At 57.7% G+C, this 26,222-nt stretch carries 25 protein-coding genes and 2 pseudogenes; 12 read left to right on the plus strand and 15 right to left on the minus strand.

Going from position 1 to position 26,222, the window contains the following annotated elements:
* Positions 1–227: 227 nt before the first annotated feature.
* The gene (locus ACYZT7_RS25115; protein WP_462038635.1) at positions 228–959 is read left to right on the plus strand and encodes a class I SAM-dependent methyltransferase; all 732 of its coding nucleotides are present in this window, start codon (positions 228–230) and stop codon (positions 957–959) included.
* Positions 960–1,220: 261 nt separating this feature from the next.
* On the opposite strand, the pseudogene ACYZT7_RS25120 reads toward ACYZT7_RS25115, so the two are convergent.
* Positions 1,221–1,436 (minus strand): annotated as a pseudogene (locus ACYZT7_RS25120) (trans-aconitate 2-methyltransferase); the annotation flags it as partial.
* 53 nt (positions 1,437–1,489) lie between these two features.
* Here ACYZT7_RS25120 and ACYZT7_RS25125 point away from each other — a divergent pair.
* Positions 1,490–3,042 (plus strand): IS3 family transposase gene (locus tag ACYZT7_RS25125; RefSeq protein ID WP_462038636.1). Its coding sequence is split into 2 segments (ribosomal slippage): positions 1,490–1,952 and positions 1,952–3,042, totalling 1,554 coding nucleotides; the frame shifts between segments, so codons are not numbered across the junction.
* A gap of 34 nt (positions 3,043–3,076) precedes the next feature.
* Here ACYZT7_RS25125 and ACYZT7_RS25130 read toward each other — a convergent pair.
* Positions 3,077–3,661 (minus strand): annotated as a pseudogene (locus ACYZT7_RS25130) (methyltransferase domain-containing protein); the annotation flags it as partial.
* 481 nt (positions 3,662–4,142) lie between these two features.
* Here ACYZT7_RS25130 and ACYZT7_RS25135 point away from each other — a divergent pair.
* Together ACYZT7_RS25135 and ACYZT7_RS25140 are read left to right on the plus strand one after the other, a co-directional pair.
* Positions 4,143–4,646: an inclusion body family protein gene (locus ACYZT7_RS25135; protein WP_347803664.1), complete on the plus strand. Its 504-nt coding sequence runs from the start codon at positions 4,143–4,145 to the stop codon at positions 4,644–4,646.
* Positions 4,647–4,771: 125 nt separating this feature from the next.
* Positions 4,772–5,311 (plus strand): AidA/PixA family protein, encoded by a 540-nt coding sequence (locus ACYZT7_RS25140; protein ID WP_462038637.1) that lies wholly within the window; start codon positions 4,772–4,774, stop codon positions 5,309–5,311.
* 216 nt (positions 5,312–5,527) lie between these two features.
* Here the strand turns inward: ACYZT7_RS25140 and ACYZT7_RS25145 are convergent, their stop codons facing one another.
* Complete coding sequence (locus ACYZT7_RS25145) at positions 5,528–5,866, minus strand: hypothetical protein (RefSeq protein ID WP_462038638.1); 339 nt, start codon at positions 5,864–5,866, stop codon at positions 5,528–5,530.
* Between the two features lie 397 nt (positions 5,867–6,263).
* On the opposite strand from ACYZT7_RS25145, the gene ACYZT7_RS25150 reads away from it, so the two are divergent.
* Genes ACYZT7_RS25150 through ACYZT7_RS25170 form a run of 5 tightly spaced genes read left to right on the plus strand, consistent with a single transcriptional unit; the run spans position 6,264 to position 11,301 of the window.
* A complete protein-coding gene (locus tag ACYZT7_RS25150) occupies positions 6,264–7,742 on the plus strand; it encodes a c-type cytochrome (protein WP_462038639.1) in 1,479 nt (492 codons plus the stop codon).
* Positions 7,743–7,785: 43 nt separating this feature from the next.
* Entirely contained in the window at positions 7,786–9,561 is a 1,776-nt protein-coding gene (gene ctaD / locus ACYZT7_RS25155) for a cytochrome c oxidase subunit I (protein ID WP_462041858.1), read from the plus strand.
* On the plus strand, positions 9,558–10,250 hold the full coding sequence (locus ACYZT7_RS25160) for a cytochrome c oxidase subunit 3 (RefSeq protein ID WP_462038640.1): 693 nt from the start codon (positions 9,558–9,560) through the stop codon (positions 10,248–10,250). The genes ctaD and ACYZT7_RS25160 overlap by 4 nt, the downstream gene beginning before the upstream one ends.
* Before the next feature lie 6 nt (positions 10,251–10,256).
* Positions 10,257–10,970: a heme-copper oxidase subunit III family protein gene (locus ACYZT7_RS25165; RefSeq protein WP_449642560.1), complete on the plus strand. Its 714-nt coding sequence runs from the start codon at positions 10,257–10,259 to the stop codon at positions 10,968–10,970.
* A 13-nt stretch (positions 10,971–10,983) separates the two neighbouring features.
* Positions 10,984–11,301, plus strand: a complete 318-nt coding sequence (locus ACYZT7_RS25170; protein WP_123499130.1) for a cytochrome C oxidase subunit IV family protein — start codon at positions 10,984–10,986, stop codon at positions 11,299–11,301.
* Positions 11,302–11,333: 32 nt separating this feature from the next.
* Here the strand turns inward: ACYZT7_RS25170 and ACYZT7_RS25175 are convergent, their stop codons facing one another.
* From ACYZT7_RS25175 to ACYZT7_RS25205, 7 genes are all read right to left on the minus strand, one after another.
* Positions 11,334–11,894 (minus strand): magnesium transporter, encoded by a 561-nt coding sequence (locus tag ACYZT7_RS25175; protein ID WP_462038641.1) that lies wholly within the window; start codon positions 11,892–11,894, stop codon positions 11,334–11,336.
* A gap of 425 nt (positions 11,895–12,319) precedes the next feature.
* Positions 12,320–12,823 carry a DUF4142 domain-containing protein gene (locus tag ACYZT7_RS25180; protein ID WP_462038642.1) on the minus strand — a complete coding sequence of 168 codons (504 nt, stop codon included), beginning with the start codon at positions 12,821–12,823 and terminating at the stop codon, positions 12,320–12,322.
* 73 nt (positions 12,824–12,896) lie between these two features.
* Positions 12,897–13,055, minus strand: coding sequence for a stress protein (locus ACYZT7_RS25185; RefSeq protein WP_449642565.1), 159 nt, complete (start codon positions 13,053–13,055; stop codon positions 12,897–12,899).
* Between the two features lie 115 nt (positions 13,056–13,170).
* On the minus strand, positions 13,171–14,520 hold the full coding sequence (locus ACYZT7_RS25190) for a sensor domain-containing protein (RefSeq protein WP_462038643.1): 1,350 nt from the start codon (positions 14,518–14,520) through the stop codon (positions 13,171–13,173).
* A 102-nt stretch (positions 14,521–14,622) separates the two neighbouring features.
* A complete protein-coding gene (locus ACYZT7_RS25195) occupies positions 14,623–15,261 on the minus strand; it encodes a LysE family translocator (RefSeq protein WP_449642567.1) in 639 nt (212 codons plus the stop codon).
* 62 nt (positions 15,262–15,323) lie between these two features.
* Positions 15,324–15,719 (minus strand): VOC family protein, encoded by a 396-nt coding sequence (locus ACYZT7_RS25200; RefSeq protein WP_462041859.1) that lies wholly within the window; start codon positions 15,717–15,719, stop codon positions 15,324–15,326.
* Positions 15,720–16,150: 431 nt separating this feature from the next.
* Positions 16,151–17,062 (minus strand): LysR substrate-binding domain-containing protein, encoded by a 912-nt coding sequence (locus tag ACYZT7_RS25205; RefSeq protein WP_462038644.1) that lies wholly within the window; start codon positions 17,060–17,062, stop codon positions 16,151–16,153.
* 77 nt (positions 17,063–17,139) lie between these two features.
* Between ACYZT7_RS25205 and ACYZT7_RS25210 the strand changes: the two genes are divergently transcribed.
* A complete protein-coding gene (locus ACYZT7_RS25210; protein WP_462038645.1) occupies positions 17,140–17,628 on the plus strand; it encodes a DMT family transporter in 489 nt (162 codons plus the stop codon).
* Positions 17,629–17,673: 45 nt separating this feature from the next.
* Here the strand turns inward: ACYZT7_RS25210 and ACYZT7_RS25215 are convergent, their stop codons facing one another.
* From ACYZT7_RS25215 to ACYZT7_RS25230, 4 genes are all read right to left on the minus strand, one after another.
* Complete coding sequence (locus ACYZT7_RS25215; protein ID WP_462038646.1) at positions 17,674–19,005, minus strand: MFS transporter; 1,332 nt, start codon at positions 19,003–19,005, stop codon at positions 17,674–17,676.
* Positions 19,006–19,204: 199 nt separating this feature from the next.
* A complete protein-coding gene (locus ACYZT7_RS25220; protein ID WP_462038647.1) occupies positions 19,205–20,131 on the minus strand; it encodes a hydroxymethylglutaryl-CoA lyase in 927 nt (308 codons plus the stop codon).
* On the minus strand, positions 20,128–21,321 hold the full coding sequence (locus ACYZT7_RS25225) for a CaiB/BaiF CoA transferase family protein (RefSeq protein WP_462038648.1): 1,194 nt from the start codon (positions 21,319–21,321) through the stop codon (positions 20,128–20,130). Before ACYZT7_RS25225 ends, ACYZT7_RS25220 begins: the two co-directional genes overlap by 4 nt.
* 106 nt (positions 21,322–21,427) lie before the next feature.
* On the minus strand, positions 21,428–22,336 hold the full coding sequence (locus tag ACYZT7_RS25230; RefSeq protein ID WP_462038649.1) for a LysR family transcriptional regulator: 909 nt from the start codon (positions 22,334–22,336) through the stop codon (positions 21,428–21,430).
* Positions 22,337–22,562: 226 nt separating this feature from the next.
* On the opposite strand from ACYZT7_RS25230, the gene ACYZT7_RS25235 reads away from it, so the two are divergent.
* Together ACYZT7_RS25235 and ACYZT7_RS25240 are read left to right on the plus strand one after the other, a co-directional pair.
* Entirely contained in the window at positions 22,563–23,798 is a 1,236-nt protein-coding gene (locus tag ACYZT7_RS25235) for an aminotransferase class I/II-fold pyridoxal phosphate-dependent enzyme (protein WP_462038650.1), read from the plus strand.
* A 21-nt stretch (positions 23,799–23,819) separates the two neighbouring features.
* Complete coding sequence (locus tag ACYZT7_RS25240; RefSeq protein ID WP_462038651.1) at positions 23,820–24,986, plus strand: MFS transporter; 1,167 nt, start codon at positions 23,820–23,822, stop codon at positions 24,984–24,986.
* On the opposite strand, the gene yiaY is transcribed toward ACYZT7_RS25240, so the two are convergent.
* A complete protein-coding gene (yiaY, locus tag ACYZT7_RS25245; protein ID WP_462038652.1) occupies positions 24,983–26,131 on the minus strand; it encodes an L-threonine dehydrogenase in 1,149 nt (382 codons plus the stop codon). The two genes, ACYZT7_RS25240 and yiaY, sit on opposite strands and share 4 nt — an antisense overlap.
* Positions 26,132–26,222: the final 91 nt, after the last annotated feature.

Genomic DNA, 26,222 nt, shown 5'->3' on the forward strand with positions numbered 1-26,222 from the left:
CAATACCCCTGAATGGCCGGCTCTCTTTGATATGAGCACTGCTTATAAACCCCCAACGCTCAACCCCGTTCCCCTTCCCCGCTCAACCCGCTAGCATCTCCCCTATCTTCAACCGCCCTCTCCCCTGCGCGACCATCAGCGAACACGCGCCATAAACTCTCCGAGGGAACCCAATCGGCCGCACATCAGGTGCTGCCCGTGAACGATCTCAACAGAGCCCCCAAAACATGACTCAAAACATCTACGACGACCCAGAATTTTTCCAGGGCTACAGCCAGATGGCCCGCTCCATCGGCGGCCTCGACGCAGCGCCCGAATGGCCTGCGCTCAAGGCAATGCTGCCACCCATGAAAGGCCTGAAGGTGGTCGACCTCGGCTGCGGTTACGGCTGGTTCTGCCGCTGGGCCAGTGATCAAGGTGCCGACAGCGTGCTCGGCCTGGACGTCTCGGAAAAAATGCTGGAGCAGGCACGCAACACTACGTCGGCGACGAATATCCAATACGCCCGTGCCGATCTGGAACAACTCGCCATACCCGCAGCCAGTTTCGACCTCGCCTATAGCTCTCTGGCGCTGCACTACATCAAGGATCTCCCAGGACTGTTCGCCAAAATCCACGCGGCCCTTAAACCCGGTTCACGCTTCGTATTTTCAATTGAACACCCGATCTTCATGGCCCCGCGCAATCCGGGCTGGCTGATTGATAGCGAAGGTAACAAGCGCTGGCCGGTGGACAGTTATCAACTGGAAGGAGAGCGTGTGACCAACTGGTTGGCCGAAGGCGTGATCAAGCAGCACCGAACCATCGGCACCTTGCTCAATACGCTGATTGGCGCAGGTTTCAGGATCCAGCATGTCAACGAATGGGGGCCGACCAATGCTGAAATGGTGGCGGCGCAACCGGCCTTGGCCGAAGAGCGGGAGCGACCGATGATGATGCTGGTCAGCGTTCAGCGCTGAGTGCCACTCTTGGTACTCGTATATTTTGCGTATAGATCCCAGCAATCCGGTAAAGAAGCAGTAGCGCTGCGTTGGGCCTGACCACAGATACTTTATTCTGCCGGCTCACCTTTCACCTAGAGATCAACATGGACAATTCAGAGTTGGGGATCATGATCATTTCGATGATTGGGTTGTTCGGCTTTGCTTCTTTTATTTTTGAATACTTGAGTGCCAAGCAAAGGGACAGATAACGTTCAGCGTGATCCGTCCCTTTTTGCACTAACGGGTCGCGACGATAAACAACCGCGGGAATGGCAACAGCACCGAACCATCGCTTAGGGCGGGATACGCCTGCTCGATTGCGGCTTGATACTGCTTGAGGTATTGCGCTTTTTCCGCCTCATCCAGCGGTTCGAGAAACGGCCGCAATCCGCTGCCTTTGAACCACTCGACCACACCCGACGCGCCGCCCGCCCCCGGTGTCAGGATAGTTGTCGCCTCTCCGAATTTTCCTGAAAAAGCATATCGGGGGCGGAAAGAGACTGGTCGTGCCGTACTATTCACCTGAACGCAAAGCCGCATTACTCAAGATGCTGCTTCCCCCGCTGAACCTGACGATGGCCGAGGTTTCCCGGCGTGAAGGGGTTAGCGAAATGTCTTTGTCCAACTGGCGCAAGAAGGTCAGTTCTGAAGGAAGCGCAGTGCCTGAAGACAAGCCACTCCCCGAGAACTGGTCTGCTGAAGCCCGGTTCGCTGTCGTCCTTGAAACCGCCGGTCTGTCGCAGCTCGAACTGGGTGAGTACTGCCGACGAAAAGGTCTGTACCCCGAACACGTCAGCGCCTGGCGCCAAGCCTGTATCACGGGGCAGCAGAGTGTTCAGAACCAACAAAAGGTCGACCGCGAACAATCTCGCAAGGACAAGAAACGTATTCAGCAACTTGAGCGCGAACTGCTGCGTAAAGACAAGGCGCTGGCCGAAACCGCCGCGTTGTTGGTGCTGCGAAAAAAGCTCAACGATTACTGGGGGATCGACAACGAGGACACCTGACCTCTTTGCCGGAACGGCAGTTGTTGGTGGCTTGGTTGATCGAAGCCATCGAGGCCGGTGCTCGAAAAATCAGAGCGTGCCAAGAGGTGGGGCTGTCGCTCAGAACCTTGCAGCGATGGACGCAGAGTGAGGATCTTCAAGCCGATGCCCGCACAACCACCGTGCGGCCCACGCCGCGTAATGCGTTGAGCGAGCTCGAACGACAAGCGATCGTGACGCTGTGTAACAGCCCTGCGTATGCCCATTTGCCGCCGAGTCAGATCGTACCGAGGCTGGCTGACGAGGGGCGTTATCTGGCGTCGGAAGCGACGTTTTATCGCATCCTGCGTGCAGCCGGTCAGCAACATCATCGGGGCCGTAGCCAGCGACCCAGACGGCATGCGGCACCGACGACGCATGTCGCCAAAGCGCCCAATCAGGTGTGGTCGTGGGACATCACGTATTTGCCGTCGCCGATACGCGGCAAGTACTACTACCTGTATTTGATCGAAGATATTTACAGCCGCAAGGCCGTAGGCTGGGAAGTTTACGAAGAAGAAAGCGGCGAAAAAGCCGCTGCGCTGCTGCAACGCAGCGTGATCGGCGAGCAGTGTTTACACGAGCCGCTGGTGCTGCACTCGGACAATGGTGCGCCGATGAAATCGCTGACGCTGTTGAGCAAGATGTACGACCTGGGTATCACGCCGTCCCGTGGCCGACCGCGAGTGAGCAACGACAATCCGTACTCGGAGTCGCTGTTTAGAACGCTGAAATATTGCCCGCAATGGCCGCAGGAGGGTTTTGCCAGCTTGGACGCCGCACGCGCGTGGGTGAGAGATTTTATGCGTTGGTACAACAACGAGCACCGGCATAGCCGGATCCGCTTCGTGACACCGACGGAGCGGCATCGAGGGCTGGACCAGCAGATCCTGGCGCGGCGGCATGAACTGTACCAGCGAGCGCGCAAGAAAAGCCCGGAACGTTGGTCAGGCCAGACGCGGAACTGGGAGCCGATAGGAGCGGTGATGCTGAATCCGGATCGGGAGCAGCAGGACGAGAAAAGAGCGGCATAGTTGAACGGTTGACGCGACAACTACCTTGAAAAACGCCGCCCGCGAGCGGGTGATGGTAGGTGGTGCGCCAGATATCGACCCGGGCGCAGCGGGAGCGCAGCATCGAGTAATAGTCGCTGGCGCTCGCCATTTCCGTGCGCTGGCCAGCGGCACCGGCCAGTTTTTCGGCCCATGGACCATCGGCTGCAACTTCGCGCATCAAGCGATGCGAAGGTTCGTTGAGATTGTCCGGCATCTGAATCGCCAGGCTTCCACCGGGAGCGAGCCGGCTCACCAGTGACGGCAGCAACCGCGCGTGATCGGGCACCCACTGCAGCACCGCGTTGGCGAAAATCACATCGAACGGACCCGGTTCGCTCCAGGTATCAATGTCAGCCGTATCGAATTGCACCTGCGGCAAGCGCTTGCGGGCGGCGTCGATCATATCGGTTGAACTGTCCAAGCCACGCACCGTGGCATTGGCGAAACGCTCAACAAGCAACTCGGTCGAATTGCCGGGGCCGCAACCGATGTCGATTGCCGAGCGCGCTTCCACAGCGGGGATTGCGGCCAGCAGGTCACGCGCGGGGCGTGTGCGTTCATCTTCAAAAGCGACGTATTGTTTGGCGGACCAACTCATTGCGTTCTCCTGTCGGTGCGTTGTCATGGGCAGGGCAGATAACCGTTCGCTACGATACGCCGACCGATGTGCTCTGCCCTATCCGACCTACGGCGAACGATGTCAGTTGACCCAACCCCCTCGCTGCCAGTAACAGCCATTACTACGTGGCTCCCAGTGCGGATGTACAACTGGCGCCGACATAACAATGAGAACTTGAATGAGCGATTTTAATCGCCAAATCGTGTGAATTTATAATTAAACCGACCGTTCGTCGAACCAGCAGGCAAGCAATTTTGACAGCATGAAAATGGCATCTATAGTCCTATCGCGGCCAGTCGGATGGAACCCAACCCGTTAATTTGCACGCTAGGAGCAAGGCCAGCTCATACCCGTGACAGGTGGGTTCCGCCCGTAGTGTTTTCGCAACGGCCGCAAGGCAAGCAAGCGTTGTTGTGCCTGGAAAGATGCCAGGCATTCACTATGAAAATGGAGCGTTACTATGTCTCGAGTCACGGATGTACTTGTTTCCATCGACACTGAAACCATTCTGAAAAACTACCCGAACATCAGCAAGAATCCTGCGTCGCCAACGCTGATCGACGTCAATCATGTGTACATGGTGACCAATCAGAACAACGTAGTCAGCGGCCAGGCCGGTGGCGAACTTAACTTGAGAGCCCAGGTCGGCGACTTGATTCGCTGGCGTGAAACCAGTCTTTCGCAGAGCTTCGAGACGGCAGTGATTTTCTACAAGTTCGTTGGCAACGTCGGCAACGAATTGATCTCCACCCCCACGCCGCGCAAGGCTACCGCCTGTGTCGCCGTCCCCAACACCAGCAATCCATCGGTGCCGAGCTGCCAGAAAGTCGATAACCATTACTGGTCTTCGGAAACCCTTTCGTGCGGTAGCGTGACTTACCACTTCCATTTCCTGATCGTTGATCGCGACTGCAAGATTGTCGGCTGCTGCTCGTGGGATCCGTTCATTACCATCCGTAATTGACGATGACCAGGCCCCTTGGCAAACGAGGGGCCTACCGAGTTCGTTGCCGCCTCGACAGGAACAGGATGTCTTGCATGAATCGAAGCGGCTGCCGTCTTGCATCAACATCATGAAAGGAATCCATGATGACTTCCGAACCGATTGCCTCCCCCTCGGCGAGTATCGCGCCAGCCAACAATGTGCTGCTGATCGTCGATGCTGAATCGCTGCTTTTACGTTATCCGCAGCCCAGTCTTGAGCCGCAAAAACCGACCGAGATTGAGGAAGGTTTCATCTTCGCCATCAGAGGCACAAACACAACGAAAAGTACAATAAATGACAGCTTAATGACGCTTCTCGCCAGTAACGGAAAGGACTTCCATATCCGAGGCAGGACCGTCAGCCTGCTCGCCGAACACAGCGTGGTGTTCTACGAGATGTCTGTAGGTGATACCGGAGTACTTTCACCGCCAGAACTGGTGGTTCACGCAAACCTGACTGTCCCCGCCCCCGACCCCGAAAACCCGACCCAACCGGGTAGCCACACGGCCGATGATCATTATTGGCACTGCACGCAATTGGCGGCTGGGGTTGAGGCGTGCGAACTGAAGTTCATGCTGATCAATAAAAGCTGCGAGGCATTGGGGTACTTCAGTTGGGCAGTGGAAGTGAAGTTGGCGGAGTGACCAGAAATCAAAAAAAACCGGCATCAAGGGCTAATGCCAGTCAGTGCGAGACGTATAAAAAATCCGATGCCAGTACAGGCATCGGATTTTGATTTCTTATGGCCAAAGGTCAAGCTGGCGCAAATGACTCAGTTACGTTGATTCTGTTTAAAAGGTGAATTTTCAGCACCGCACTACCCCCACAGGGAAAAACCGATGCCGAGCATCCCGTCGTAGCTAATCAATCAACTGATCAATCAACACCGCGTTGCTATAGATCAAGCTTCCATCACTCGCGCGATGCCCGACCAGATGGAACTGACCTCGCTCGTTATGTATATAGACGCGCATTTGGCAGTCGGACAAAGGGCCGTATCCCTCTGGCAATTTCAACTCCAGTGTGTCCATGTCGACATCGACCATGGCTTCACGCTCATGGGTCTTCTGCAGGCGTTCTTCAGCTTGCTCCAGACCCAGATGGAGGGGGCCATCGACGTAAAAATGGATTTCTCCCACCGGGGTCGACTTTTGTTGTCCGTTGACTTTGCACCAGCCTTCGATCGTCAAGGCACTCATGACGAAATCTCCGTTGTGGACGGCTGGACTCTATAGCTCTTGGCCGTCACTTGTCTGACCGCTATGCATAGGCGAGGATCTTTGCGGGCGCTTTTATCCGATCTTTGCCTTCCGTAATCAGACCTAATTATAGCTGGCAACCGGGCCTCGCTTACTCGACGTGTCGTCCAGGCCCCGAAGGGCGGACTGCGTGCTGAGGTTGGAATATCCAGGCAACAAGGCTTTTCAGGAAAAGCGCTTGTTCCGGCCATGAACTATACTTCCTGCGGACTTTGCCACGAAGATAGCGGGTATTTGTCTAGCCTGTTTTGGCGTCAGATTAGTATTGATTTGACGATGTTGTTCTGTGGCGATGCTTATGCATACCGATGAGTAACAGGAATAGGATGAAAGCAAAATGGCAATGGCAATTATTCTTGTACTAATCGTTATTGCATCAGTGCTGTTCCATCTATTAGCGCCCTGGCAGGCGACACCACCCGCCTCCAACTGGGGTTCAATAGACACCACCCTGTTCATCACCCTGATTATCAGCGGAGTATTTTTTATCGCCATCACCGTATTCATGGCGGTGGCCGTGATGCGTTTCCGTCACAAGGAAGGTGCCAGGGCGGCCTACCAGCCAGAAAATAAAAAGTTGGAAACATGGTTAATTATCGTGACCTCGGTAGGTATTGCCGCGATGTTGGCGCCAGGCCTGGTTGTTTACAGTGACTTCATCCGGGTGCCGAAAAATGCTTATGAACTTGAAGTGGTCGCGCAGCAGTGGCAATGGGCCTTTCGTTTTCCCGGCCAGGACGGGAAGCTGGGCAAATCGGATATTAAGTTTGTTGATTCCGCCAATCCCTTCGGCCTTGACCCCAAGGACCCTGTTGGGCAAGACGATGTGCTTATAAGAAACAATGAAGTTCGCCTTCCGCTCGATCAGCCGGTAAAAGTTTTACTGCGTTCTAAAGATGTGCTGCACAATTTCTATGTACCGCAAATTCGCAGCAAGATGGACATGGTGCCAGGAATGGTGTCGCATTTTTGGTTTACGCCAACCAAGACCGGGAAATATGAAGTCCTTTGCGCTGAATATTGTGGCGTAGGCCATTACAACATGCGCGGCCATATGATCGTGGAAGAACAGGACGCCTTCGATCAATGGCTGAACAGCCAACCGACTTTTGCGCAGACATTAACGACCGCTGCCAAGCCCAGTCGGGACAGCGTTCTGGAAAAAGGCCGCCTGTTGGTCGAAAACCACGGCTGCAGTGCCTGCCATAGCCAGGATGGCAGTGCCAGTCTCGGCCCGGGATGGAAGGGGCTGTACGGCCGCACTGAACAGCTTGCCGATGGCACCAGTGTGCTGGTCGATGACGCCTACCTGAAAGAGTCGATCCTCGATCCGAAGGCCCGACTGGTACAGGGCTACCCGCCGGTCATGGTGGCCTATACTCTCAATGACGATGAACTGGGTGCTCTCGTCGCGCTGATCAAATCGCTCGGTGCCGGGCAGCAAGACGATGAACCTCCTGCCAGCGAAGCGTCGCGCCCAGGTGACGACTTGGCGGTACAGGGACAACGGCTGGCCGAGTCGCTCGGCTGTCTGGCCTGCCACAGTGTCGATGGCAGCAAGGGTGTCGGCCCCAGCTGGCAGGGCCTGTATGGCAAAACAGTAACCCTTGCCGACGGTGCGATGATAAAAGCCGATGAGGGTTATATAAAGGATTCGGTTCTTAATCCCAGTGCCAAAATCGTCAAGGGCTATGCAGCCGTCATGCCGGCCTTTGCTCTGGGCGATAAGGAGTTGAATGCACTGATCGCTTTTATCAGATCCAAAGCGAATGCCGACGCTGATGCGAGCAAGGCGGAGCCAGGAAAGGCGCCGTAAAGCAGCCAGAAATGCACTGAAACTTCGGCAGGAGGATGACGTGATGGCCTATGCGGAGCAAGCCGAAACAGAAGCACTGCACGAACCAAAAAGTTTCCTGACCAAATATGTCTGGAGTCAGGACCACAAGGTCATAGCCGTTCAATATTCCCTGACGGCTATATTTGTGGGTGTTATAGCCGTGGTGCTGTCCGGCTTGATGCGCATGCAGATTGGCTTCCCCGGTAGTTTGGAGTTCATGGACGCCAGTACTTACTATCAGGCGATGACCATGCACGGCATGATCATGGTCATTTATTTGCTGACGGCCTTGTTCCTGGGTGGCTTCGGCAACTATCTGATCCCACTGATGGTGGGCGCTCGCGACATGGTCTTCCCCTATGTCAACATGCTGAGTTACTGGTTCTACCTGCTGGCGGTACTGGTGTTGCTCTCCAGTTTCTTTGTCCCGGGCGGCCCCACCGGTGGGGGCTGGACGCTCTATCCGCCACAGGTCATTACTCAGGGGACACCGGGGACCGAGTGGGGCATCGTACTGATGCTCGTCTCACTGGCGATTTTTATTGTCGCAACCACCATGGGCGGGTTGAACTACGTCACCACGGTGTTGCAGGCGCGCACGCACGGCATGACATTGTTTCGCATGCCGCTCTCCGTATGGGGAATTTTCATGGCCTCGATCATGGCCTTGCTGGCCTTCCCGGCGTTGTTCGTCAGTGCGGTCATGATGCTGTTTGACAAGCTGTTGGGCACCAGCTTCTTTATGCCGGCGATGATCTCGCTGGGGCAGCAGCTCGATCACCAGGGTGGCAGCCCAATATTATTCCAGCACCTGTTCTGGTTCTTCGGCCACCCGGAGGTCTACATTGTTGCTCTCCCTGCGTTTGGTTTGGTCTCCGACTTGATCAGCACGCATGCGCGTAAAAATATCTTCGGCTACCGAATGATGGTGTGGGCCATTATTGCGATTGGCGTACTCAGCTTTGTGGTCTGGGCGCACCATATGTATGTCAGCGGAATGAACCCGTACTTTGGCTTTTTCTTCGCCGTCACCACCTTGATCATCGCGGTGCCGACCGCACTGAAAGTCTACAACTGGGTGCTGACCCTGTGGCGCGGTGACATTCATCTGACCGTACCGATGCTGTTTGCCCTGGCCTTTATCGTCACTTTCCTGGTCGGCGGTCTGACCGGCTTGTTTCTGGGCAATGTGATCGTGGATATTCCGCTCTCGGACACCTATTTCGTCGTAGCCCATTTTCATATGGTGATGGGTGTCGCACCGGTACTGGTGGTATTCGGCGGCATTTATCATTGGTTCCCGAAAGTCACCGGGCGCATGTTGAATGACACCCTGGGCAAGCTGCATTTCTGGATTACCTTCCTGGGCACCTACGCCATCTTCTTCCCCATGCACTACCTGGGTTTCCAGGGCATGCCACGCCGTTACTACGCCTATGAAAACTACGCGTTCATCCCGCAGTCGGCGCAAGATTTGAATGCCTTCATTACGGTGGTCGCATTGGCCGTCGGCGTTTCCCAGTTGCTGTTCCTGTTTAACCTGGCCTGGAGTGTGTTTAAAGGCAGGCCCGCAGGCAGCAATCCCTGGGGCGCGGCCAGTCTGGAATGGCAAACGCCGAACACCCCGCCGATACACGGTAACTGGGGAGCGAAGCTGCCGGTCGTGCATCGCTGGGCCTATGACTACAGTGTGCCGGGGATAGAACAGGATTTCGTTCCACAAACAGTCTCCGCCGAGGCGCTGGAGCACATGCGGCAACTGAGTGCCGGAACCAAGATAGCGGACGTTAAAACATGAGCAGGTTGCTATTGAGAAACGCCGACGGCGCTGACCCCGGCGGCAGCTGGAATCGCGATCCGGAGGGTATTCAGGCCGGCGAGGGTGCCGATCGAAACCAAACCGCAAGAATAGGCCTGCGCTTATTTCTGGTCGTGGTGAGTTCGTTGTTCTTTCTCTTCTTGCTCGCCTTTATCGCCCGTTCACAAATGACCGACTGGCTACCTCTGACAGAGCCCTTGGCGCCGTTAGCCAATCTCTGGCAGTTATGGCTGAATTCGGCTTTTCTGGTATTCAGTTGCGTCGCACTGCAGTGTTCGCGTATGGCCGCCCGACAGGCGCGACTGGGTGCAACTGTGATTGGTTTTGCATTGGGGGGCGTATTCACCATTGCTTTTCTGGCGGGACAGCTCTGGGTCTGGCAGCAGTTTGTCGCCTGGGGTTACTTTCTCGCCAGCAATCCGGCCAACAGCTTCTTCTACCTGTTGACCGGCCTGCATGCGCTCCACCTGCTGGGCGGGCTCATAGCCTGGGGCATAATCGTTGCTAAATTCCTGCATCGCGTACCGTTGCCGCAACTCAGCACCAGCGTAGAGCTGTGTGCCATCTATTGGCATTACTTACTGGGTCTTTGGTTCGTGCTATTCGCTCTGCTGACCAGCACGCCGCAAACCTATGAAGCTATCGCGAGATTCTGCGGCCTGAGGTGAAAAGCCATGGCATCGCATTCACCCGCCCCAGGCGAGTCCAGTTCATCCAATCCACCCAGCTTGCCGCCTGCAGCAGGATGGCAGGGCATCGCCAGCGACTGGTCCTCGGATAAGGAGGCTTTCAAGCAGGTCTCTTGGGGCAAGGCGATGATGTGGATATTCCTGCTCAGCGATACTTTTGTATTTACCTGCTTTTTGACCGGCTACATGTCGGTACGCATGACGATCACCACCCCTTGGCCGAACCCCAGTGAAGTGTTCGCATTGACGATCGGCGGTCAGGCGATCCCACTTATTTTGATCGCCATCATGACCTTTGTGCTGATCAGTAGCAGCGGCACCATGGCCATGGCAGTCAATTTCGCCTATCGCCGTGATCGTGCGAAAACCACTGCCCTGATGCTGGCGACCGCTGCCTTGGGTGTGGCCTTCGTCGGCATGCAGGCATTCGAATGGAGCAAGCTAATCGCAGAAGGGGTGCGTCCTTGGGGGAACCCTATGGGGGCGGCGCAGTTTGGTGCCAGCTTTTTCATGATTACCGGTTTCCACGGACTGCATGTGTCAATCGGCGTCATCTACCTCAGCATTGTTGCGCTGAAAGTATTGCGGGGAGATTATGAGCGCTCCGCAAACTACCAGGTTGTCGAGATAGCCGGGCTGTACTGGCACTTCGTGGATTTGGTGTGGGTGTTTATTTTTGCTTTCTTCTATTTATGGTAGAGGAGCACTGGTGATGGCACATGCTCAAGGTCAGCAACATCCAATCAGCTTGTACCTTAAAATTTGGGGGCTGTTATTCGTCCTCAGCACGCTGTCGTACCTTGTCGACTATTTCCACTTCCATGGTTACCTTCGCTGGTCCCTGATTATCACTTTCATGTTGTTGAAGGCAGGTTTAATTGTCTCCATCTTCATGCATATGGCCTGGGAACGGTTGGCCATGGTCTACGCCATACTCCTGCCACCGTTGTGTTTGCTGGTACTTGTCGGGCTGATGGCCACCGAGGCGGACTATGTTTTCCTCAGTCGGGTCATTTCCTTCGGCCAATAAGCAGCTTCCGGATGGCCTTGAGTCTTCAGGGGCTAACCCGATATCACTCGCTTGAACTGATGCCATTTGTGCTGCCAGGCTACTGTCCAGTGGGGGGCGGCCGTTCCCGTGCCGGCAATCTCCAGCGTTGGGTGATGTTCGATAACCCCGTCCAATATCGACTCCTGATCCGGCTCGACATCTACGAAGAAAATATGTTTTCCCTCTGCTACCACCTGTTTAAAACTGCGGAAGTGAGTGTTTGGCACCTGGATACCAAAAAAACCGCCTTCCCAGATGCAGAAGCCAAATACAACAATGGCAAGAAAGATAAAAGGCATCCAGCCTGCGGCGGATTCGGTCCAGCCCAGCCAATAGGCGCAGCCAAGAACCAGCGCCGCGAGTGGCACACCGATCACTGCACCAATTTCGCCAGAGTGGACAACATCCTGTTCCATTAACGAGTTAACTTCGTGAAGGTGATGTTGTTCAACATCGGCAACGTGTTGACTGAGCACATGAATTTGTTCGGAATTGATGCCGCTGGCTTCCAGTTCATTTTCAACGACTTCAAGATCGTCGAGATTGTTGCTGATGTAATAGTGTCGATTCATGCCACACCTCCCATCTTGCGTTTGCTGTAGACCTCCTCTGTCCTGCAGCCGTTAACTGAGATTTGCAGTCGGTTCTGTACCCGTGGGGAACGTTGCACACTTCATGCAACCAGAAATGAAGTATAGCACCCGCTAGCATGCCGAGAAGGAAGCGTCAAGATCTAAAGGCAGCATCAGGGCCTGGGGCGCTCCGACGAATTCTGTGTCGAAGTGCCATCAGCCAATTCGCCCAACGAGGGCGGAAACAGGAGTCAGATATTCAAGATAAATGGCATGAAGCGCTGAGAAAGCAGTATCGGCAACTTGGCGAGGGCGAAACGATTTCCCTGGACGGCACCGTCGTCCAGGAAAAAGGTAAGCAGGATTTGAATGAATGCTGATCGGGAAAACGCGGGTGGTCCGAGATCACCCGCGTACTTCGAGGGTTAGCGACTGGCTTGCAACGCCCTGGCCATTTGCAGGTGGTTCTGCAGTTTGGGCAGGGTTTCCTCGGCAAAGGCTTTGATTTCAGGCACGTCGGTGGTCTGCGCTTGCTGTTGAAGCTGTTCGATGGCTTCCTGGGTGGTTTTCACCTGACTGGCCGCGTAGGCCTGGTCGAAGCTCGCGCCGTCCTTCACTTGCGGCATCAAGGCTTTGGCTTTATCGACGACCTCTTCGCGCGGGGCCACCGGCAAATCGAGTTGCTTGGCGATTTTCGCCAGATGCTGGTTGGCGGTGGTGCGGTCATTGATGACGACGATGGTGTAGTCCTTGACCTCTTTGGATTCGGTTTTCAGGTGCGCCAGGCGGCTGGCTTCGATATCGGCCATGCCTTTGGCCGATGCATCGTGGATGAATTCGGCGGGGGACTGGGCAAAGGCACTGCTGGCACACAGGCCCAGTAACGTGGCAAAACTGGCATTGCGTAATCGGGTGGCCATCCGGCTCATGGTCGCGCCCTCCTCGTAAAAAATTCAAACGGGAGCTTACGCTCCCGCCTCTCAATCAAAACTACCGACACCACTACTTCGACTTCTGACCACCTTTGCGGCCCATATCTGGTTTCGCAGGCTCTTTATCGACAGTCGTGGTGGTAGTTTTCCCACCTTTGCGACCGGCTTCAGACGCCTTCGTTCGATCGCTGGGGGGGTTTCCCGAGTTCGAGTTTCTTGAATTAGGCATGATTCTCTACCTCTTGGTGATGATCGCGGCGAGCAGGAGCCCGCATAAGATCAGAATTTCAATGTCCAAAAAGGTTTAGAAAACCTGGCACCGCCGCGACGAACGGTGACGAAACTCAGACGTCGGTGCGCAGGTGATGCTGGCGTTTGGCGGTGTACATCGCCTCGTCGGCGTGTCGGAACAACTGCGTTTCTTCGGTGCCGTGGTCGGGGTATCGCGCAACGCCGATGCTCGTCTGGATGATCAGGCTGTGGCCATCCAGGCGCAGGGGTTGAGCCAGGACCTGACGGATTTTTCCCGCCACGCTGTCGGCGTCTTCCGAGGCGTGGATGCTGTGCAACACCACCACAAACTCATCACCGCCGATGCGCGCCACGGTGTCGGTTTCGCGCACGCAGCCTTTGAGCCGATTGGCGACCGCTTGCAGCAGCATGTCGCCCACCGCATGGCCGTGGGTGTCGTTGACTTCTTTGAAGCGGTCGAGGTCGACGTACAGCAACGCCATTCGGCCGCTGTCCGCCCGGGCCAGGGTCAGCGAAGCTTTGAGCCGGTCACGGAGCAATTCTCGATTGGGCAGTTGGGTCAGTTGATCGTATTGCGCCATGCGCTGCAGTCGGGCATGCAATTGCTTGCGTTCGATGGCGGTCGTGACTTGGGCGCACACGTATTGCAGCAACTCCTTGTCCTGTTCGGTGTAGCGCTCGCCACCGGGCACGCTTTTAACGATCAGCGCACCGATGGTGCCGTTTTGTGAACTCAACGGCACGCCCAGCCAGCAGGGCGAATGCGGGCTCGCGACCAGCGCCTCAAACCCTTCTGGCAAGTTGTTCTGATCCGGGGTCAGCAGAATCGGCTGGCCGCTGCGAATCACCTCGGCACAGAGACGTCCAGTGATAGTCCCAGGCTGCTCGGGCTGCAGCTCATAGTCGTCGACGTGATAGGGGAAATTCAGCTGCGCACAGTGTTCGTCATACAGCGCCACGGAGAAATTCAGTGCCGGCAGCCATTCACCGATGATCAAATGGACGCGTTTGAACAGCGCCAGCAAATCTTCCGCCGCGTGGGCGGCTTCGGAGATCGCATACAGCGCCGCTTGCCGGGACTCGGCCTGCTTGCGCTCGGTGATGTCGCGCGCCACGGCGATGCGCAATTGGTCGACCTCCGACCAGCGTGCCGACCAGAGGATGTGCACCACTCGGCCATCCTTGCGCAGGTAGCGGTTTTCGAAATTGAGCTTGGGTTCGCCGCCCATGATCTCCCGCGCGGCGTCGAGGGTGCGCTGACGATCGGCGGGATGCACCAGGTCGATCATCGGCTGGCCGATCAGCTCTTCGGGGGTATAACCGAAAATACGCTCGCAGGCCGCGCTGACAAATACGAAGCGACCTTGTGTGTCGACCGCACAGACGGCGTCCAGCAAGAGATCGATGTAACTCGCCGACGGCGCGGAATTTCTGGTTGCCATGGTGCAGGGCGCATGTCCGAACAATGCAGCATTAAAACCCCTCCCTGACCGGTCATACGCCCGTGCGATGACGTTGCAACTGACGCTTCCCTGCGATCAGTTTCAAGCCTTGTTCGTCACCAGCCCCGGCAATGCATGCGCCAGGGCGTTGATGGCGAAACCGATAAACATCACCCCACACAGCCGGGTGATCAACAGCTCATGGCGCTGGTACACGTTGCGCACCTGTCGCGCACCGACAATAGCAATGAGGATAGCGTAGGCCATGAGGCCACCGACGAAGCTCAGGACAATCAACCACGGCAGCATCGACCAATGCAGCAATTCGGCACGGCTGGACAGCAGCGCGGTAAACGTCGCCACCGCCACCGGGTAAGCCTTCGGATTGGTCAGGCCAAACAGAATGCCGTGCCAGAACGGCTGCCGCGCCGGCCCCTGTGGCGCCTCGACACTGCTGCGACGAGCGCGAACCGCGCGCAGGCCGAGCCAGAACAGATACAGTCCGCTGAGCACGCCCAGCACATCGAACGCGGTACTGCCGATTTCCCGCGCACCGACAATCGCGATCAGCGCAGTGCTGCACCAGACCACATCCCCCAGCAAATGCCCGCAGAGAAACCCCGCCCCTGCCCTCCGACCACGCGCCGCACCGATGCCGAACACCGCCAACACACCCGGCCCCGGCGTGATGCCGTAGATAAAGCCCGAGGCGAGAACGGCCATTAGCAGCGATGGGGTCATGGGGAGTCCTGTTGAGCTGGGGTGAATGCACGCAAGTCTATCTCAGGTCTCCGGGACCCGACTTACTGATCGTCGAAGAACCTCATTCCCGCATAGGGCCGCTGCCGACAGGCTGCCAGCCTCGATGCCAAGTCACCGACATGGGCTTCGAGCTTGTGCCCGTCCGGGTCGAGGAAACAGAAGGATGCGCCTTCGCTCCGGTTACCACGCCATTCCTGGACGTCGGCGGATCGCAGGCGTTCGACGAAGAGCGGGAAGTCTGTTGCGCTGATGTTGAAGGCGAAATGGGTGTAATCGGCGACGGGTTCGCAGTTGCGCAGTGGATCGAGGGAAAGGCAAAGCCAGAGGCCCGGCAGTGAGAGGTAGGCGCCGGCGTCCCAGGTGGACTCAAGCTGAAGTTGCAGCAGATCGTGATAGAACTCCACGCTGCGGTTCAAATCGGTAACGGCGAGGGTCAGGTGGTTGAGGCCTGTCGGCTGTTAGCAATTTTATTTCCTCACGGGTATGTTCTGAACCAACGATCTGGAGCGCAAAACAAGTGGAAAAGCCAAAAACCAAAAGACACAGCGATTCGCTTCATACAATAGGCATATCGCGCGGGCACTCAGCACATCAGGCCTCGATAATCGACGAAATCCAGCAAGCGCTGAGAGAAGCGAATAGCCGTGATTTCGCGAGCCCAAAAGAAATAAAAGCGGTTGTAAGCAAGTGGGTGACAAACATCAGCTGATACGCCGCTTTCAAACCAAAATACTCGTCATCAACCACAATGCTGTTCGCTTAAGAAAATCTTGAGGCGAGCGAGAAATCTGTGGCATTCCCATAAGCCCCCTTGCCACAAATGCAGGCATACCTGAAATACCACGTTTAAGTGAACAACATTGCGTCATCAGCCGCGCACTATCCCCTCCTCAATCCGCCCATTCAACCAGTTCAACGCCTGATCCCCGCCCCGTCGCTTGTGCCAAACCAACACAAACGTAAACAACGGAATATGAAACGGCGGCGGGACGACGATCAACGATTGCTCATCAATGTTGAGCAACCCTCGGGAAGCGACGGTGAGGATCAGGTCCGTGCCGCTGATGAATTCCGGGGCAACGCTCCAGTGCGGCAGGCTGATCGCCACGCGACGGCATTCACGCAGGGCTGTCAGGGCCCGTTCGATTTCCGGGGTGCCACTGCCGCGCATTTCCAGCAGGACGTGGGGTCGGGCGAGGTAAGTTGGCAGGTCGAGTACGCCATCGGCGGGCAGGCTTTTGCGGTCTACCAGACAGGCATAGTGCTCTTCGAACAGCGGGGTGCTGCGCAATTCGTTCGGCAGCTCTGGAAAGACGCCTGCCGCCATGTCGATGTCGCCGTTGAGCACAGCATCGAGCATGCCTTCGCGGCTGGCGTGGCTGACTTGGAGGTCGATGCCCGGTGCTTCCCGGCGCAAGGTCCGTATCAAACTCGGCAGGACGATGGCAGCGCCATAGTCGGACATCGCCAGGCGAAAGGTGCGCTTGGCGGTGGCCGGATCGAAAGCATTCGGTGCCAGCAGCGATTGCACCTGAGCCAGGGCTTCGGCCAAAGGCGCCATCAACTCCAGGGCTCGCGGTGTTGGCACAAGAGTGGCGCCCGCCCGCACCAGTAAAGGATCGCCGAGCAGATCACGTAGTCGCGCCAAGGCATGACTGACGGCCGGCTGACTCAGGTGCAGGCGCTCGGCGGCACGGGTCACGTGTTGTTCGCTGAGCAAGGCGTCGAGGATCACCAGCAAGTTGAGGTCGATGCGCCGAAGATCATTCATCTGATGCATGTTCTGGATAGCAATTTGGAATTTAAATCTGCGTGACGAATACTCTAGAGTCCAGCAAAACCTGTTGGAGAATTATCATGAGTACATTGCATTGGGCCGGGCTGTTGCTGCTGGCCGTGATTGCCGGCGCGGTGGTGCCTTTTCAGAGTGCGATCAACGCCAACCTCACGCGTGGGTTGGGTCATCCGTTATGGGCGACGCTCGCGTCGTTATTGGTGAGCATCGTGGTGGTGTTGCCGATTATGTTGGCGATGCGATTGCCGCTGCCATCACTCGCGTTCATCACCCGGGCGCCGCTGTGGATGTGGGCTGGTGGTGCGTTCGGGGTGTGTTTTATCTCGTTGGCGCTGATGCTGCTGCCCAAGCTTGGGGCGTCAGGGTTTATTGCTTTGGCGCTGGCGGGACAGGTGGTGGCTTCGCTGGTGCTGGATCACTTTGGATTGTTTGGCTTGATGGAACGGCAAGTGACGTTGCCGCGGGTGTTTGGGGCGGTGTTGTTGATTGCCGGTGTGGTGTTGATTCAGTTCGGTGATATGCCGGCCAAAGCGGTGATTGCGACATCCTGATCGTTCCCATGCTCTGCGTGAAAACGATCACCAGCCTGCGATCTTTTAAAACTTGTCGAGCGTGCGCAGCTTCTGCGGCAACCCCCACATCAGCAGCGCAACCGCGATCAGCGCAGCGACGCCGATGACATACAGCGCCGGCGTGGTGCTGCCCGTCAGGTCCTTGATTCGCCCGACCATGACCGGGCTGACAATACCGCCGAACTGGCCGAGGGTATTGATCACCGCGATCCCGCCAGCAGCCCCTGCACCGGCACCGGCCAGCAGTTTTGGCGGCAGGGTCCAGAAGCTCGGGATGGACGCGATGATCCCGGCACCGAGCAAGCCCAGCGCGACAATCAGGAAGGTCGTGTGGTTAGCGAAGATCCCTGCACAGAAGAACCCTACCGCGCCCACCGCGACTAAACCTGCGACAAACTTGCGTCGTTCACCGGTCGAGTCGGACAACCGCCCGATCACCACCATGCTGATGGCGCCGCAGATGTAAGGGATGGCGGTCAGCAAACCAATCATCACCGGGCTCTCGGTGCCAGCGCTACGAATCAGTTGCGGGGCCCAGAAATTCAAGCCGTAGGACGCCACTTGAATCAGGAAGTAGATCAGCCCGAGGGTCATAAAACCCGGGATCCGCAGCGCGGCGAGCAACGAGCCGCCGCTCTTGTGCGGTTCATGGTGCGCGATACGGCTGGCCAGCAGCGTTTTCTCTGACGGCGTCAGCCAATGGGCGTCTTCGATGCGGTCCTTGAGCAACGTCAGTACCAGCAAGCCAAGGCCGATGCAAGGTACGCCGCCCAGCAGAAACAGCCAGTGCCAGCCGCGCATATCCATAAAGCCGTCGAGGTGTTGCAACACCAGCCCGGAAAACGGAGCGCCCACCAGACCGGCAAACGCCGAGGCCAGAAACAGCATCGAGGTGATGCGTCCGCGATAGTGCTGCGGGAACCACAGCGTCAGGTAATACAGCACGCCTGGGGCGAACCCGGCTTCCATCGCGCCAATCACGAAGCGAAGCGCGTAGAACTGCCATTCGCTGTTGACGAAGACCATGAGGGCGGTGGCGACTCCCCAGGACATCATGATCCGGGCGATCCAGCGCCGGGCGCCGACCTTGTAGAGCATCATGTTGCTCGGCACTTCGAAGATCACATAACCAACCACAAACAGCCCGGCGCCGAGGCCGTATGCGGTGTCGCTCAGGCTCAGGTCGGTCTGCAACTGGAATTTGGCAAAGCTGATGTTGATGCGGTCGAAAAACGCGAACAGGTAGCAGACCATGATCAGCGGCATCAGACGCCAGGCGACTTTGCTGACCAGGGCTTTTTCTTCGTCGTGGCTAACGGACGGGCTCGCGCCCGCCTCCAGTACATTAAGGCTCATGATGTTTCTCCAGGCGGACTTCCTGTGGGCGTCCGATTGTTTTTGTTGTCTGGTTGAGAGTGGCTGCTTGTGAGCTTTTCTGTGGGAGCGAGCTTGCTCGCGATAGCGCTGTATCAGTCAACATTGATGTTGGATGTGACTCAGTCATCGTCGGATCGCCGCCCGGACCAAGCCCGCTCCCACAGGGGATTCGGTGTAGTCAGGAAGGACTTGGATGCAAATCGCAATTGCGTCCGGACTTGGCTAATTGACCGGGCACTTCGTGGCCCAGCAGCGCGGGTAAGCCTCGCGACAATTGCAGCAACAGCGGCAGATCGATGCCGGTGTGAATGCCTACTTCATCGCACAGGTTGACCAAGTCTTCGGTGCAAATATTGCCCGAGGCGCCCGGCGCGAACGGGCAACCGCCGAGCCCACCCAGTGCCGCGTCGAAACGACGGGCACCGGCCTCGTAGGCGGCCAGCACGTTGCACAGACCGAGGCCGCGAGTGTTGTGGAAATGCAGGGTCAGATCAGCGGGCGAAACTCGCTGCAAGACCCGCCGCACCAGACGATCAACCTGCCGCGGATTGGCCATACCGGTGGTGTCGGCCAGGGTAATGCCCTGGATCCCGAGTTCCTGATAAGCCTCGACGATTTGCAGCACGCGATCCTCATCGATCTTGCCTTCAAACGGGCAGCCAAAGGTCGTGGCGATGCTGCCGTTGAGGCGCACCTTCGTCCCGCAAACGTATTGCACGATCTCGCCGAATGCGGCCAGAGAAGCTTCGCAACGCATGCGCATATTCGCCAGGTTGTGGGTCTGGCTGGCGGACATCACCAGATTCAGCTCGTCGGCCCTGGTCGCCAGTGCCCGTTGCGCGCCTTTCAGGTTGGGGATCAACGCGACATAGATCACCCCCGGTTGCCGGGCGATGCCCTTGAACACAAGCTCACCATCGCGCAGCGCCGGTATCGCCTTGGGGGAAACAAACGAGCCTGCTTCGATGCGACTGAAACCCGCCAGCGACAGCTGATCGATCAAGGCAATCTTGTCGACGGTTTCAACCCAGGTCGGCTCGATCTGCAAGCCGTCGCGGGGGGAGACTTCCTGAACAAACAGGGTCTCGGAAAAGTCAGTGATCATTGCACCACCCCTTCAGCTTTTAGCCGTTCGATGTCCAATCCCGAAAGGCCAAGCCCCGCGAGAATGCCGTCAGTGTGCTGACCCAGGGTAGGTCCGGACCAGTTCACGCCACCGGGGGTTTCGGAGAGTTTCGGCACGATGCCCGGCATCTTCACCGTGGCACCGCCGGGCAGGTCGGCGTTGAGCAGCATGTCCCGCGCCTGATAGTGCGGATCGGCGACGATGTCGGCCACCGAATAGATGCGCCCGGCCGGTACTTCGGCAGCTTCCAGCGCCGACAACACCTCGTCGATCGGCAGGCTGCTGGTCCAGTGAGTAATCGCCGCATCGAGCACGTTGCTCTTGGCGGCACGACCGTCGTTGTGGGCAAACTCCGGCGCATCGCCCAGATCACGGCGACCGATGACGTCCATCAGACGCTTGTAGATCGGGTCGCTGTTGCCGGCGATCACCACGTAGGCGCCATCGGCCGTCAGGTACGTATTGGACGGCGCGATGCCCGGTAAGGCCCCGCCGCTGCGTTCACGAACATGACCGAGCATGTCGTATTCCGGCACCAGGCTTTCCATGACGTTGAACACGCTTTCAGCCAAGGACACATCGACGACTTGCCCACCGCCCTGCCCGGTCTTGACCCGCAGCAGTGACATCAAGGCACCGATCACCGCGTGCAACGAAGCCAGGGAATCGCCGAGGCTGACGCCAACCCGAGCTGGCGGCGAACCGGGGGTGCCGGTGGTGTAGCGGATCCCGCCCATGGCCTCGCCGATGGCGCCGAAGCCCGGGCGATCGCGGTACGGGCCGGTCTGGCCATAACCGGAAATACGCACCAGCGTCAGGTTAGGGTTGAGGGCGTGCAACACGTCCCAGCCCAGACCGAGTTTCTCCAGGGCGCCGGGACGCAGATTTTCGATCAGCACGTCGGCGCTGGTCGCCAGTTGCTTGACCAGTTCAATGCCTTCCGGGGATTTCAGATTCAGTGCCAGGGATTTCTTGTTTCGCGATTGCAGGTACCACCACAGCGACGTGCCTTCGTGCAGCTTGCGCCATTTGCGCAGCGGGTCGCCCTGACCCATGGCTTCGATCTTGATCACTTCGGCGCCGAACTCGGCGAGCATGCGCGCGGCGAACGGCGCAGCGATCAGCGTGCCGATCTCGATCACTTTGATTGCACTCAAGGGAGCAGTCATCGCGGGGTACCTCATGTTGTTCTTGGAATATGAGCCAAGGCTAGAGGACCACGGGGCCAGGAATCCAACCTTCAGTTGGCAACGAACGTTCGCGAAACGCGAACGCTCAATCCGCTCCGCGCAACTGCTTAAACAACATTCGACTCACCGGCGACAGCGCCGCTTCATCGCGCACCACCAGAACCAACGCACGATCCGACCAGTCATCCGTCAACGGCACCGCACGCAAACCCAACGCCCGGCCAAATAATTCATAGGCCTTTTGCGGCAGGATGCCGATGCCCATGTTGGCCTGGACCATCCGGCACATCGCATCAAAACCCGGGACATGAATCCGTAGCCGCAGCACCTTGTCGGCCTGGCGCGCAGCTGCGTGGGTACGCATGTTGATCGAACTGGCGGAATGCAGACCGACGTAGTCGCTGCCCAGCGTATCGGCGAAGGCCAGACTGGAACGACTCGCCAACGGATGATCGGGCAGCATCAACACCACCAGTTTGTCCTGTCGATAAAGCACGCTGTGCAGACCTTTGACGTCGCTGTCACTGGAGCAGATTCCCAGGTCGGCCACGCCATCCAGCACCCCCTGAATCACCCCGCTGCTGGGGCGCTCTTCGAGGTCGGTCTTGACCTGAGGATGACGCTCGGAAAAGTCTCGCAGATCCTCAGGCAGAAACTGAATGATCGCCGACAGGTTGGCGAGCATCCGCACATAGCCGCGCACACCGTGGCTGTGTTCGCCCAGTTCGAGCCCCATTTTCTCGACGTTAAATAGCATCTGCCGAGCATGGTGCAACAAGGTTTCACCGGCCGGCGTCAGGGTCATGCCTTTCGCCTGGCGCACGAACAGGCTGATGCCCAGCGCTTCCTCCAACTCCGTCAGCCGCTTGCTGGCCGCCGACACGGCGATGGCTTCACGCGCGGCGGCACGGGTCAATGTGCCCTCTTCATGAACGGCGACAAACAGTTGGAGAGTGATCAGGTCGAGGCGGCGGATCAGGCTTTTCTGCAGCATGGGAGGGCTCGATGCTTGGGTTCGGCTGAGTCGGCAGGATAGCCCTGTTTCCAAGCAATTAGCCCACAACATCACGAGGCATCGCCCTACACATAAATCTCTTGTAACACTCAGCCTTACCGGAAACAGCCGATTCAAAGCCCCCGCCGCGTTCTGTAAAGTCTGGAAACACACACGGACTGCAACACACCCATGGATCGTTTCACTCAAGGAAAGTCATCTTCACATGGACCAGACAACACACGCGGCAAACCTCTACACCAACTACCGCAAAGTCATCGCGTTGGCCGATCACGATTGGGAAAGCGCTGAAGCCGGGAAAATTTCGGGGCTTAACGTCGAAATCAAAAGTGCCAACCGAATGCTCGATCAGTACGGCCGCGCTTTTCATCATTTCTGTACGACGTCTTACCTGGGCCTGGATCACCATCCCGATATTCTCGACGGCGCCATGAACACACTGTGGGAAACCGGCACCCTTCGCGTCGCCAATTCAAAGAACCGCTGCAAGCTGGCGATTCTGGAACAGTACGAAACCGAACTTTCCGAGCTGTTCGGCGCCAGTTGCCTGAGCACCCTGTCGTGCAGTGCGGCAAGTGCCGCCATTCTGCCGCTGCTGGCCAGCGGCGTGTTCACGCAAAACCGCCCTCCATTGATGGTCTTTGACCGGTTGGCGCACTACTCGATGAACCACCTGAAAGCCGCCTGCGCGGATGAAACCACGGTCGTGACCTGTCCTCACAACGACATGGATTTTCTTGAGACGCAGTGTCAGCAACACCGCACAGTTGCGTATGTTGCCGACGGTGCGTACAGCATGGGTGGGGGCGCGGACATGGACAGTCTTCTGTATCTGAAGGACCGCTATGGGTTGTTTCTCTATCTGGACGATTCCCACGCGCTGTCCGCCGTCGGAACCTTTGGTGCAGGCCTAGTGCGCCCCAGGTTGCAGGCACTGGAGGATGACTGCCTGATCGTCGCCTCGCTGGCCAAGTCGTTTGGCGCCAGCGGCGGTCTGGTGATGCTGGGCAATGAACGGCAGAAGAGGCTCATTGCGCGTTACGGCGGCCCCAGCAATTGGTCGCAAAGTCTGAACAGTGCAGCCATTGGCGCGGGCAGAGCGTCCATCCAGCTTCATCGCACACCGGAATTTGCCGCGTTGCAGGAAAAACTTCAGGCTAATATCCAGCTGTTCGACAGCCTCATACGAACCGATCAACACAACAGCAACATGGCCATTCGGCTGGTCAACTGCGGCGAAGCAGCACTGGCAAACAGCATTGCCATGGAACTGGCCAATCACGGCTTCTTCACCTCGGCAGTCTTTTTCCCAGTGGTCGCACAAGGCAAGGCAGCCATTCGAATCACCCTGCGCGCCGACATGGAGCCGACGCTGATCCGACACTTTTGTGAACTCATCACCGAGCTTTTTCGCACGCGTGGCCGGGAAATCGGCTGTTGAACTGAAACCAGGGAAGATTCAATGAAGAGCAGCACCACCCTCCTCGTCACCTGCAGCACGGTTTTTCTCGCTCAATTAGGCATGAGCATTTACCTGCCGGCGCTGCCGGAAATGGCCGGGGATTTGTCTTCCGACGCCTCGCAGGTTTCCTGGGGGCTGGCGGTGTATCTGATCGGCATGGCGCTGCCGATGTTGTTCTGGGGCAGCCTGGGTCAGCGCATCGGCCGCAAACCGGTGCTGCTCGCCGCACTCGGCATCTACGGCTTGGGAAATCTGGCGCTGCCCCTGAGCCAGACGCTTGAATCGTTCCTGACGTTTCGACTGGTTCAGGGCATTGGCGCCAGCGGCATTTCGGTCATGGCGCGGGTGCTGATCCGCGACAGTTTCCGCGGCGACCTACTGGCCAAGGCGTTGTCCTGGATTTCGATTTCCTTCGTGGTGGCGCTGGGTATCGGCCAATACTTGGGGTCGATCATCCAGGTGGCGCTGGGCTGGCCAGCGATTTTCTGCCTGTTGGGTGGTGTGAGTCTGATGATGGCGCTAATCGTGGCCCGGGTTAGGTTCCCGGTGCTGGCCGAGGAGAATGCCCCGTCATCCGCCTGGCCGAGCTACTGGCGCATCTTGCGTCATCGAGCCTTTCTGTTGCCGGCCCTCACCGGCGGCCTCGGGTACGGAGTGATTGTCGCGTTCAACACCGCAGCGCCGCTGATTCTGCAAGGACCGTTCAACTGGTCGGCCGTGGAATACGGGTTGTTAGGCTGGCCGATCAGCGCGGCGTATTTTCTGGGGGCTTTGGGGGTCAATGGCTTTGTACTTCGCACCGGTCAACGCGGGTTGATGACGGCGGGTGTGGGGCTGGTGCTGGCCGGCAGCGCGGTGATGTTGCTGGGGAGTGTGGCGGGCACTTCAGTGGCACTGCTGTTCTGGTTGCCCTATTGCTTTGCGGTGTTCGGCCAGTCGTTGACTTACCCGATCAGCCTGTCCCTGGCCAATGACGGTTCGCCGGTCGGTGGTGCGTATGCGATGGCGTTGAGCGGTTTCATTCATCAATTGATGGCCGCCGTTATCGGCGGGATCGCCAGTTTGATCGCAAGCCCGCAGGCCTGGCCGTTGTCGCTGTTGTGTACCTTGCTGGCGTTGGGCGCGATGCTCTGCGTGATGCTCGCGCCCGGTCGCAAAACTTCTTAAAAGGCGTTGCGGAAAATCTCCTCGATCTGACGCTGATCCGCCGCTCGAGGATTGGTCACGCCACACGCATCTTTCAAGGCATTGGTGGCGAGGATCGGGATGTCGTTGAGCTTGGTACCGAGCTCACGCAAACCGGCGGGAATTTCCACGTCTCTGGACAGGCTGCGGATCGCCACGATGGCCGCCTGGGCGCCCGCTTCCGGGGTGAAGCCGTGAACATCGACGCCCATTGCAAGGGCGACATCAGTGAGGCGATCGGCACAAACCAGTGCGTTAAAGCTTTGTACGTGGGGCAGCAGTACCGCGTTGCACACACCATGAGGCAAGTCGTAGAACCCGCCCAACTGGTGAGCCATGGCGTGGACATAACCCAGGGATGCGTTATTGAACGCCATGCCGGCGAGAAACTGCGCGTAAGCCATGTTTTCCCGCGCGGCCATGTCACTACCGTCACGGACGGCCAGGCGCAGGTTGTTGCTGATCAACGTGATCGCTTTCAGCGCGCAGGCATCGGTGATCGGATTGGCCGCCGTGGAAACGTAAGCCTCGATAGCGTGAGTCAACGCGTCCATGCCGGTGGCAGCCGTCAGGCCCTTGGGCATGGCGACCATCAGCGCCGGGTCGTTGACCGACAGCAGTGGCGTGACGTTGCGATCGACAATGGCCATTTTTACGTGACGGGATTCGTCGGTGATGATGCAGAAACGGGTCATCTCGCTGGCGGTGCCGGCGGTGGTGTTGATCGCGATCAGCGGCAGTTGTGGCTGGGTGGATTGATCGACGCCTTCGTAATCGCGAATCTGCCCGCCGTTGGTCGCGCATAACGCGATGCCTTTGGCGCAGTCATGGGGCGAACCGCCGCCCAGCGACACCACGAAATCACAGCGGGTTTCCTTGAGCAGACCCAGACCGCTTTCGACGTTGGCGATGCTCGGGTTAGGTTTGGCGCCGTCGAAAATCACCGAATCGATGTCCTTCAACGCCAGTTTATCGGCAATCATTTTCGCGACACCCGCCTTGGCCAGCCCGGCGTCGGTGACGATCAGCGCCTTGCGAAAACCGTACTTGCGAATGGCGTCCATGGCTTCGTCCAGGCAACCAATGCCCATGATGTTCACGGCGGGGATGAAAAACGTGCTGCTCATGAGCGAGTCTCCTGGCTGAGGCCGAATCGGCAGCGCCGATCCAGCGGGTACCCACAAGGATCGACCTATCGGCCGCGCAGTAACTTGATCT

Source organism: Pseudomonas sp. RT4P38, assembly GCF_054897765.1.

Coding starts and splice junctions, on each gene's coding strand:
- ACYZT7_RS25160 (WP_462038640.1), top strand. CDS start 9,558: ATGAGCAGGTTGCTATTGAGAAACGCCGACGGCGCTGACCCCGGCGGC.
- ACYZT7_RS25230 (WP_462038649.1), bottom strand. CDS start 22,336: ATGCTGCAGAAAAGCCTGATCCGCCGCCTCGACCTGATCACTCTCCAA.
- ACYZT7_RS25170 (WP_123499130.1), top strand. CDS start 10,984: ATGGCACATGCTCAAGGTCAGCAACATCCAATCAGCTTGTACCTTAAA.
- ACYZT7_RS25145 (WP_462038638.1), bottom strand. CDS start 5,866: ATGAGTGCCTTGACGATCGAAGGCTGGTGCAAAGTCAACGGACAACAA.
- ACYZT7_RS25225 (WP_462038648.1), bottom strand. CDS start 21,321: ATGACTGCTCCCTTGAGTGCAATCAAAGTGATCGAGATCGGCACGCTG.
- ACYZT7_RS25135 (WP_347803664.1), top strand. CDS start 4,143: ATGTCTCGAGTCACGGATGTACTTGTTTCCATCGACACTGAAACCATT.
- ACYZT7_RS25180 (WP_462038642.1), bottom strand. CDS start 12,823: ATGAGCCGGATGGCCACCCGATTACGCAATGCCAGTTTTGCCACGTTA.
- ACYZT7_RS25165 (WP_449642560.1), top strand. CDS start 10,257: ATGGCATCGCATTCACCCGCCCCAGGCGAGTCCAGTTCATCCAATCCA.
- ACYZT7_RS25190 (WP_462038643.1), bottom strand. CDS start 14,520: ATGGCAACCAGAAATTCCGCGCCGTCGGCGAGTTACATCGATCTCTTG.
- ACYZT7_RS25240 (WP_462038651.1), top strand. CDS start 23,820: ATGAAGAGCAGCACCACCCTCCTCGTCACCTGCAGCACGGTTTTTCTC.
- ACYZT7_RS25235 (WP_462038650.1), top strand. CDS start 22,563: ATGGACCAGACAACACACGCGGCAAACCTCTACACCAACTACCGCAAA.
- ACYZT7_RS25140 (WP_462038637.1), top strand. CDS start 4,772: ATGACTTCCGAACCGATTGCCTCCCCCTCGGCGAGTATCGCGCCAGCC.
- ACYZT7_RS25185 (WP_449642565.1), bottom strand. CDS start 13,055: ATGCCTAATTCAAGAAACTCGAACTCGGGAAACCCCCCCAGCGATCGA.
- ACYZT7_RS25150 (WP_462038639.1), top strand. CDS start 6,264: ATGGCAATGGCAATTATTCTTGTACTAATCGTTATTGCATCAGTGCTG.
- ACYZT7_RS25210 (WP_462038645.1), top strand. CDS start 17,140: ATGAGTACATTGCATTGGGCCGGGCTGTTGCTGCTGGCCGTGATTGCC.
- ACYZT7_RS25220 (WP_462038647.1), bottom strand. CDS start 20,131: ATGATCACTGACTTTTCCGAGACCCTGTTTGTTCAGGAAGTCTCCCCC.
- ACYZT7_RS25175 (WP_462038641.1), bottom strand. CDS start 11,894: ATGAATCGACACTATTACATCAGCAACAATCTCGACGATCTTGAAGTC.
- ACYZT7_RS25115 (WP_462038635.1), top strand. CDS start 228: ATGACTCAAAACATCTACGACGACCCAGAATTTTTCCAGGGCTACAGC.
- ACYZT7_RS25195 (WP_449642567.1), bottom strand. CDS start 15,261: ATGACCCCATCGCTGCTAATGGCCGTTCTCGCCTCGGGCTTTATCTAC.
- ACYZT7_RS25205 (WP_462038644.1), bottom strand. CDS start 17,062: ATGCATCAGATGAATGATCTTCGGCGCATCGACCTCAACTTGCTGGTG.
- yiaY (WP_462038652.1), bottom strand. CDS start 26,131: ATGAGCAGCACGTTTTTCATCCCCGCCGTGAACATCATGGGCATTGGT.
- ACYZT7_RS25215 (WP_462038646.1), bottom strand. CDS start 19,005: ATGAGCCTTAATGTACTGGAGGCGGGCGCGAGCCCGTCCGTTAGCCAC.
- ctaD (WP_462041858.1), top strand. CDS start 7,786: ATGGCCTATGCGGAGCAAGCCGAAACAGAAGCACTGCACGAACCAAAA.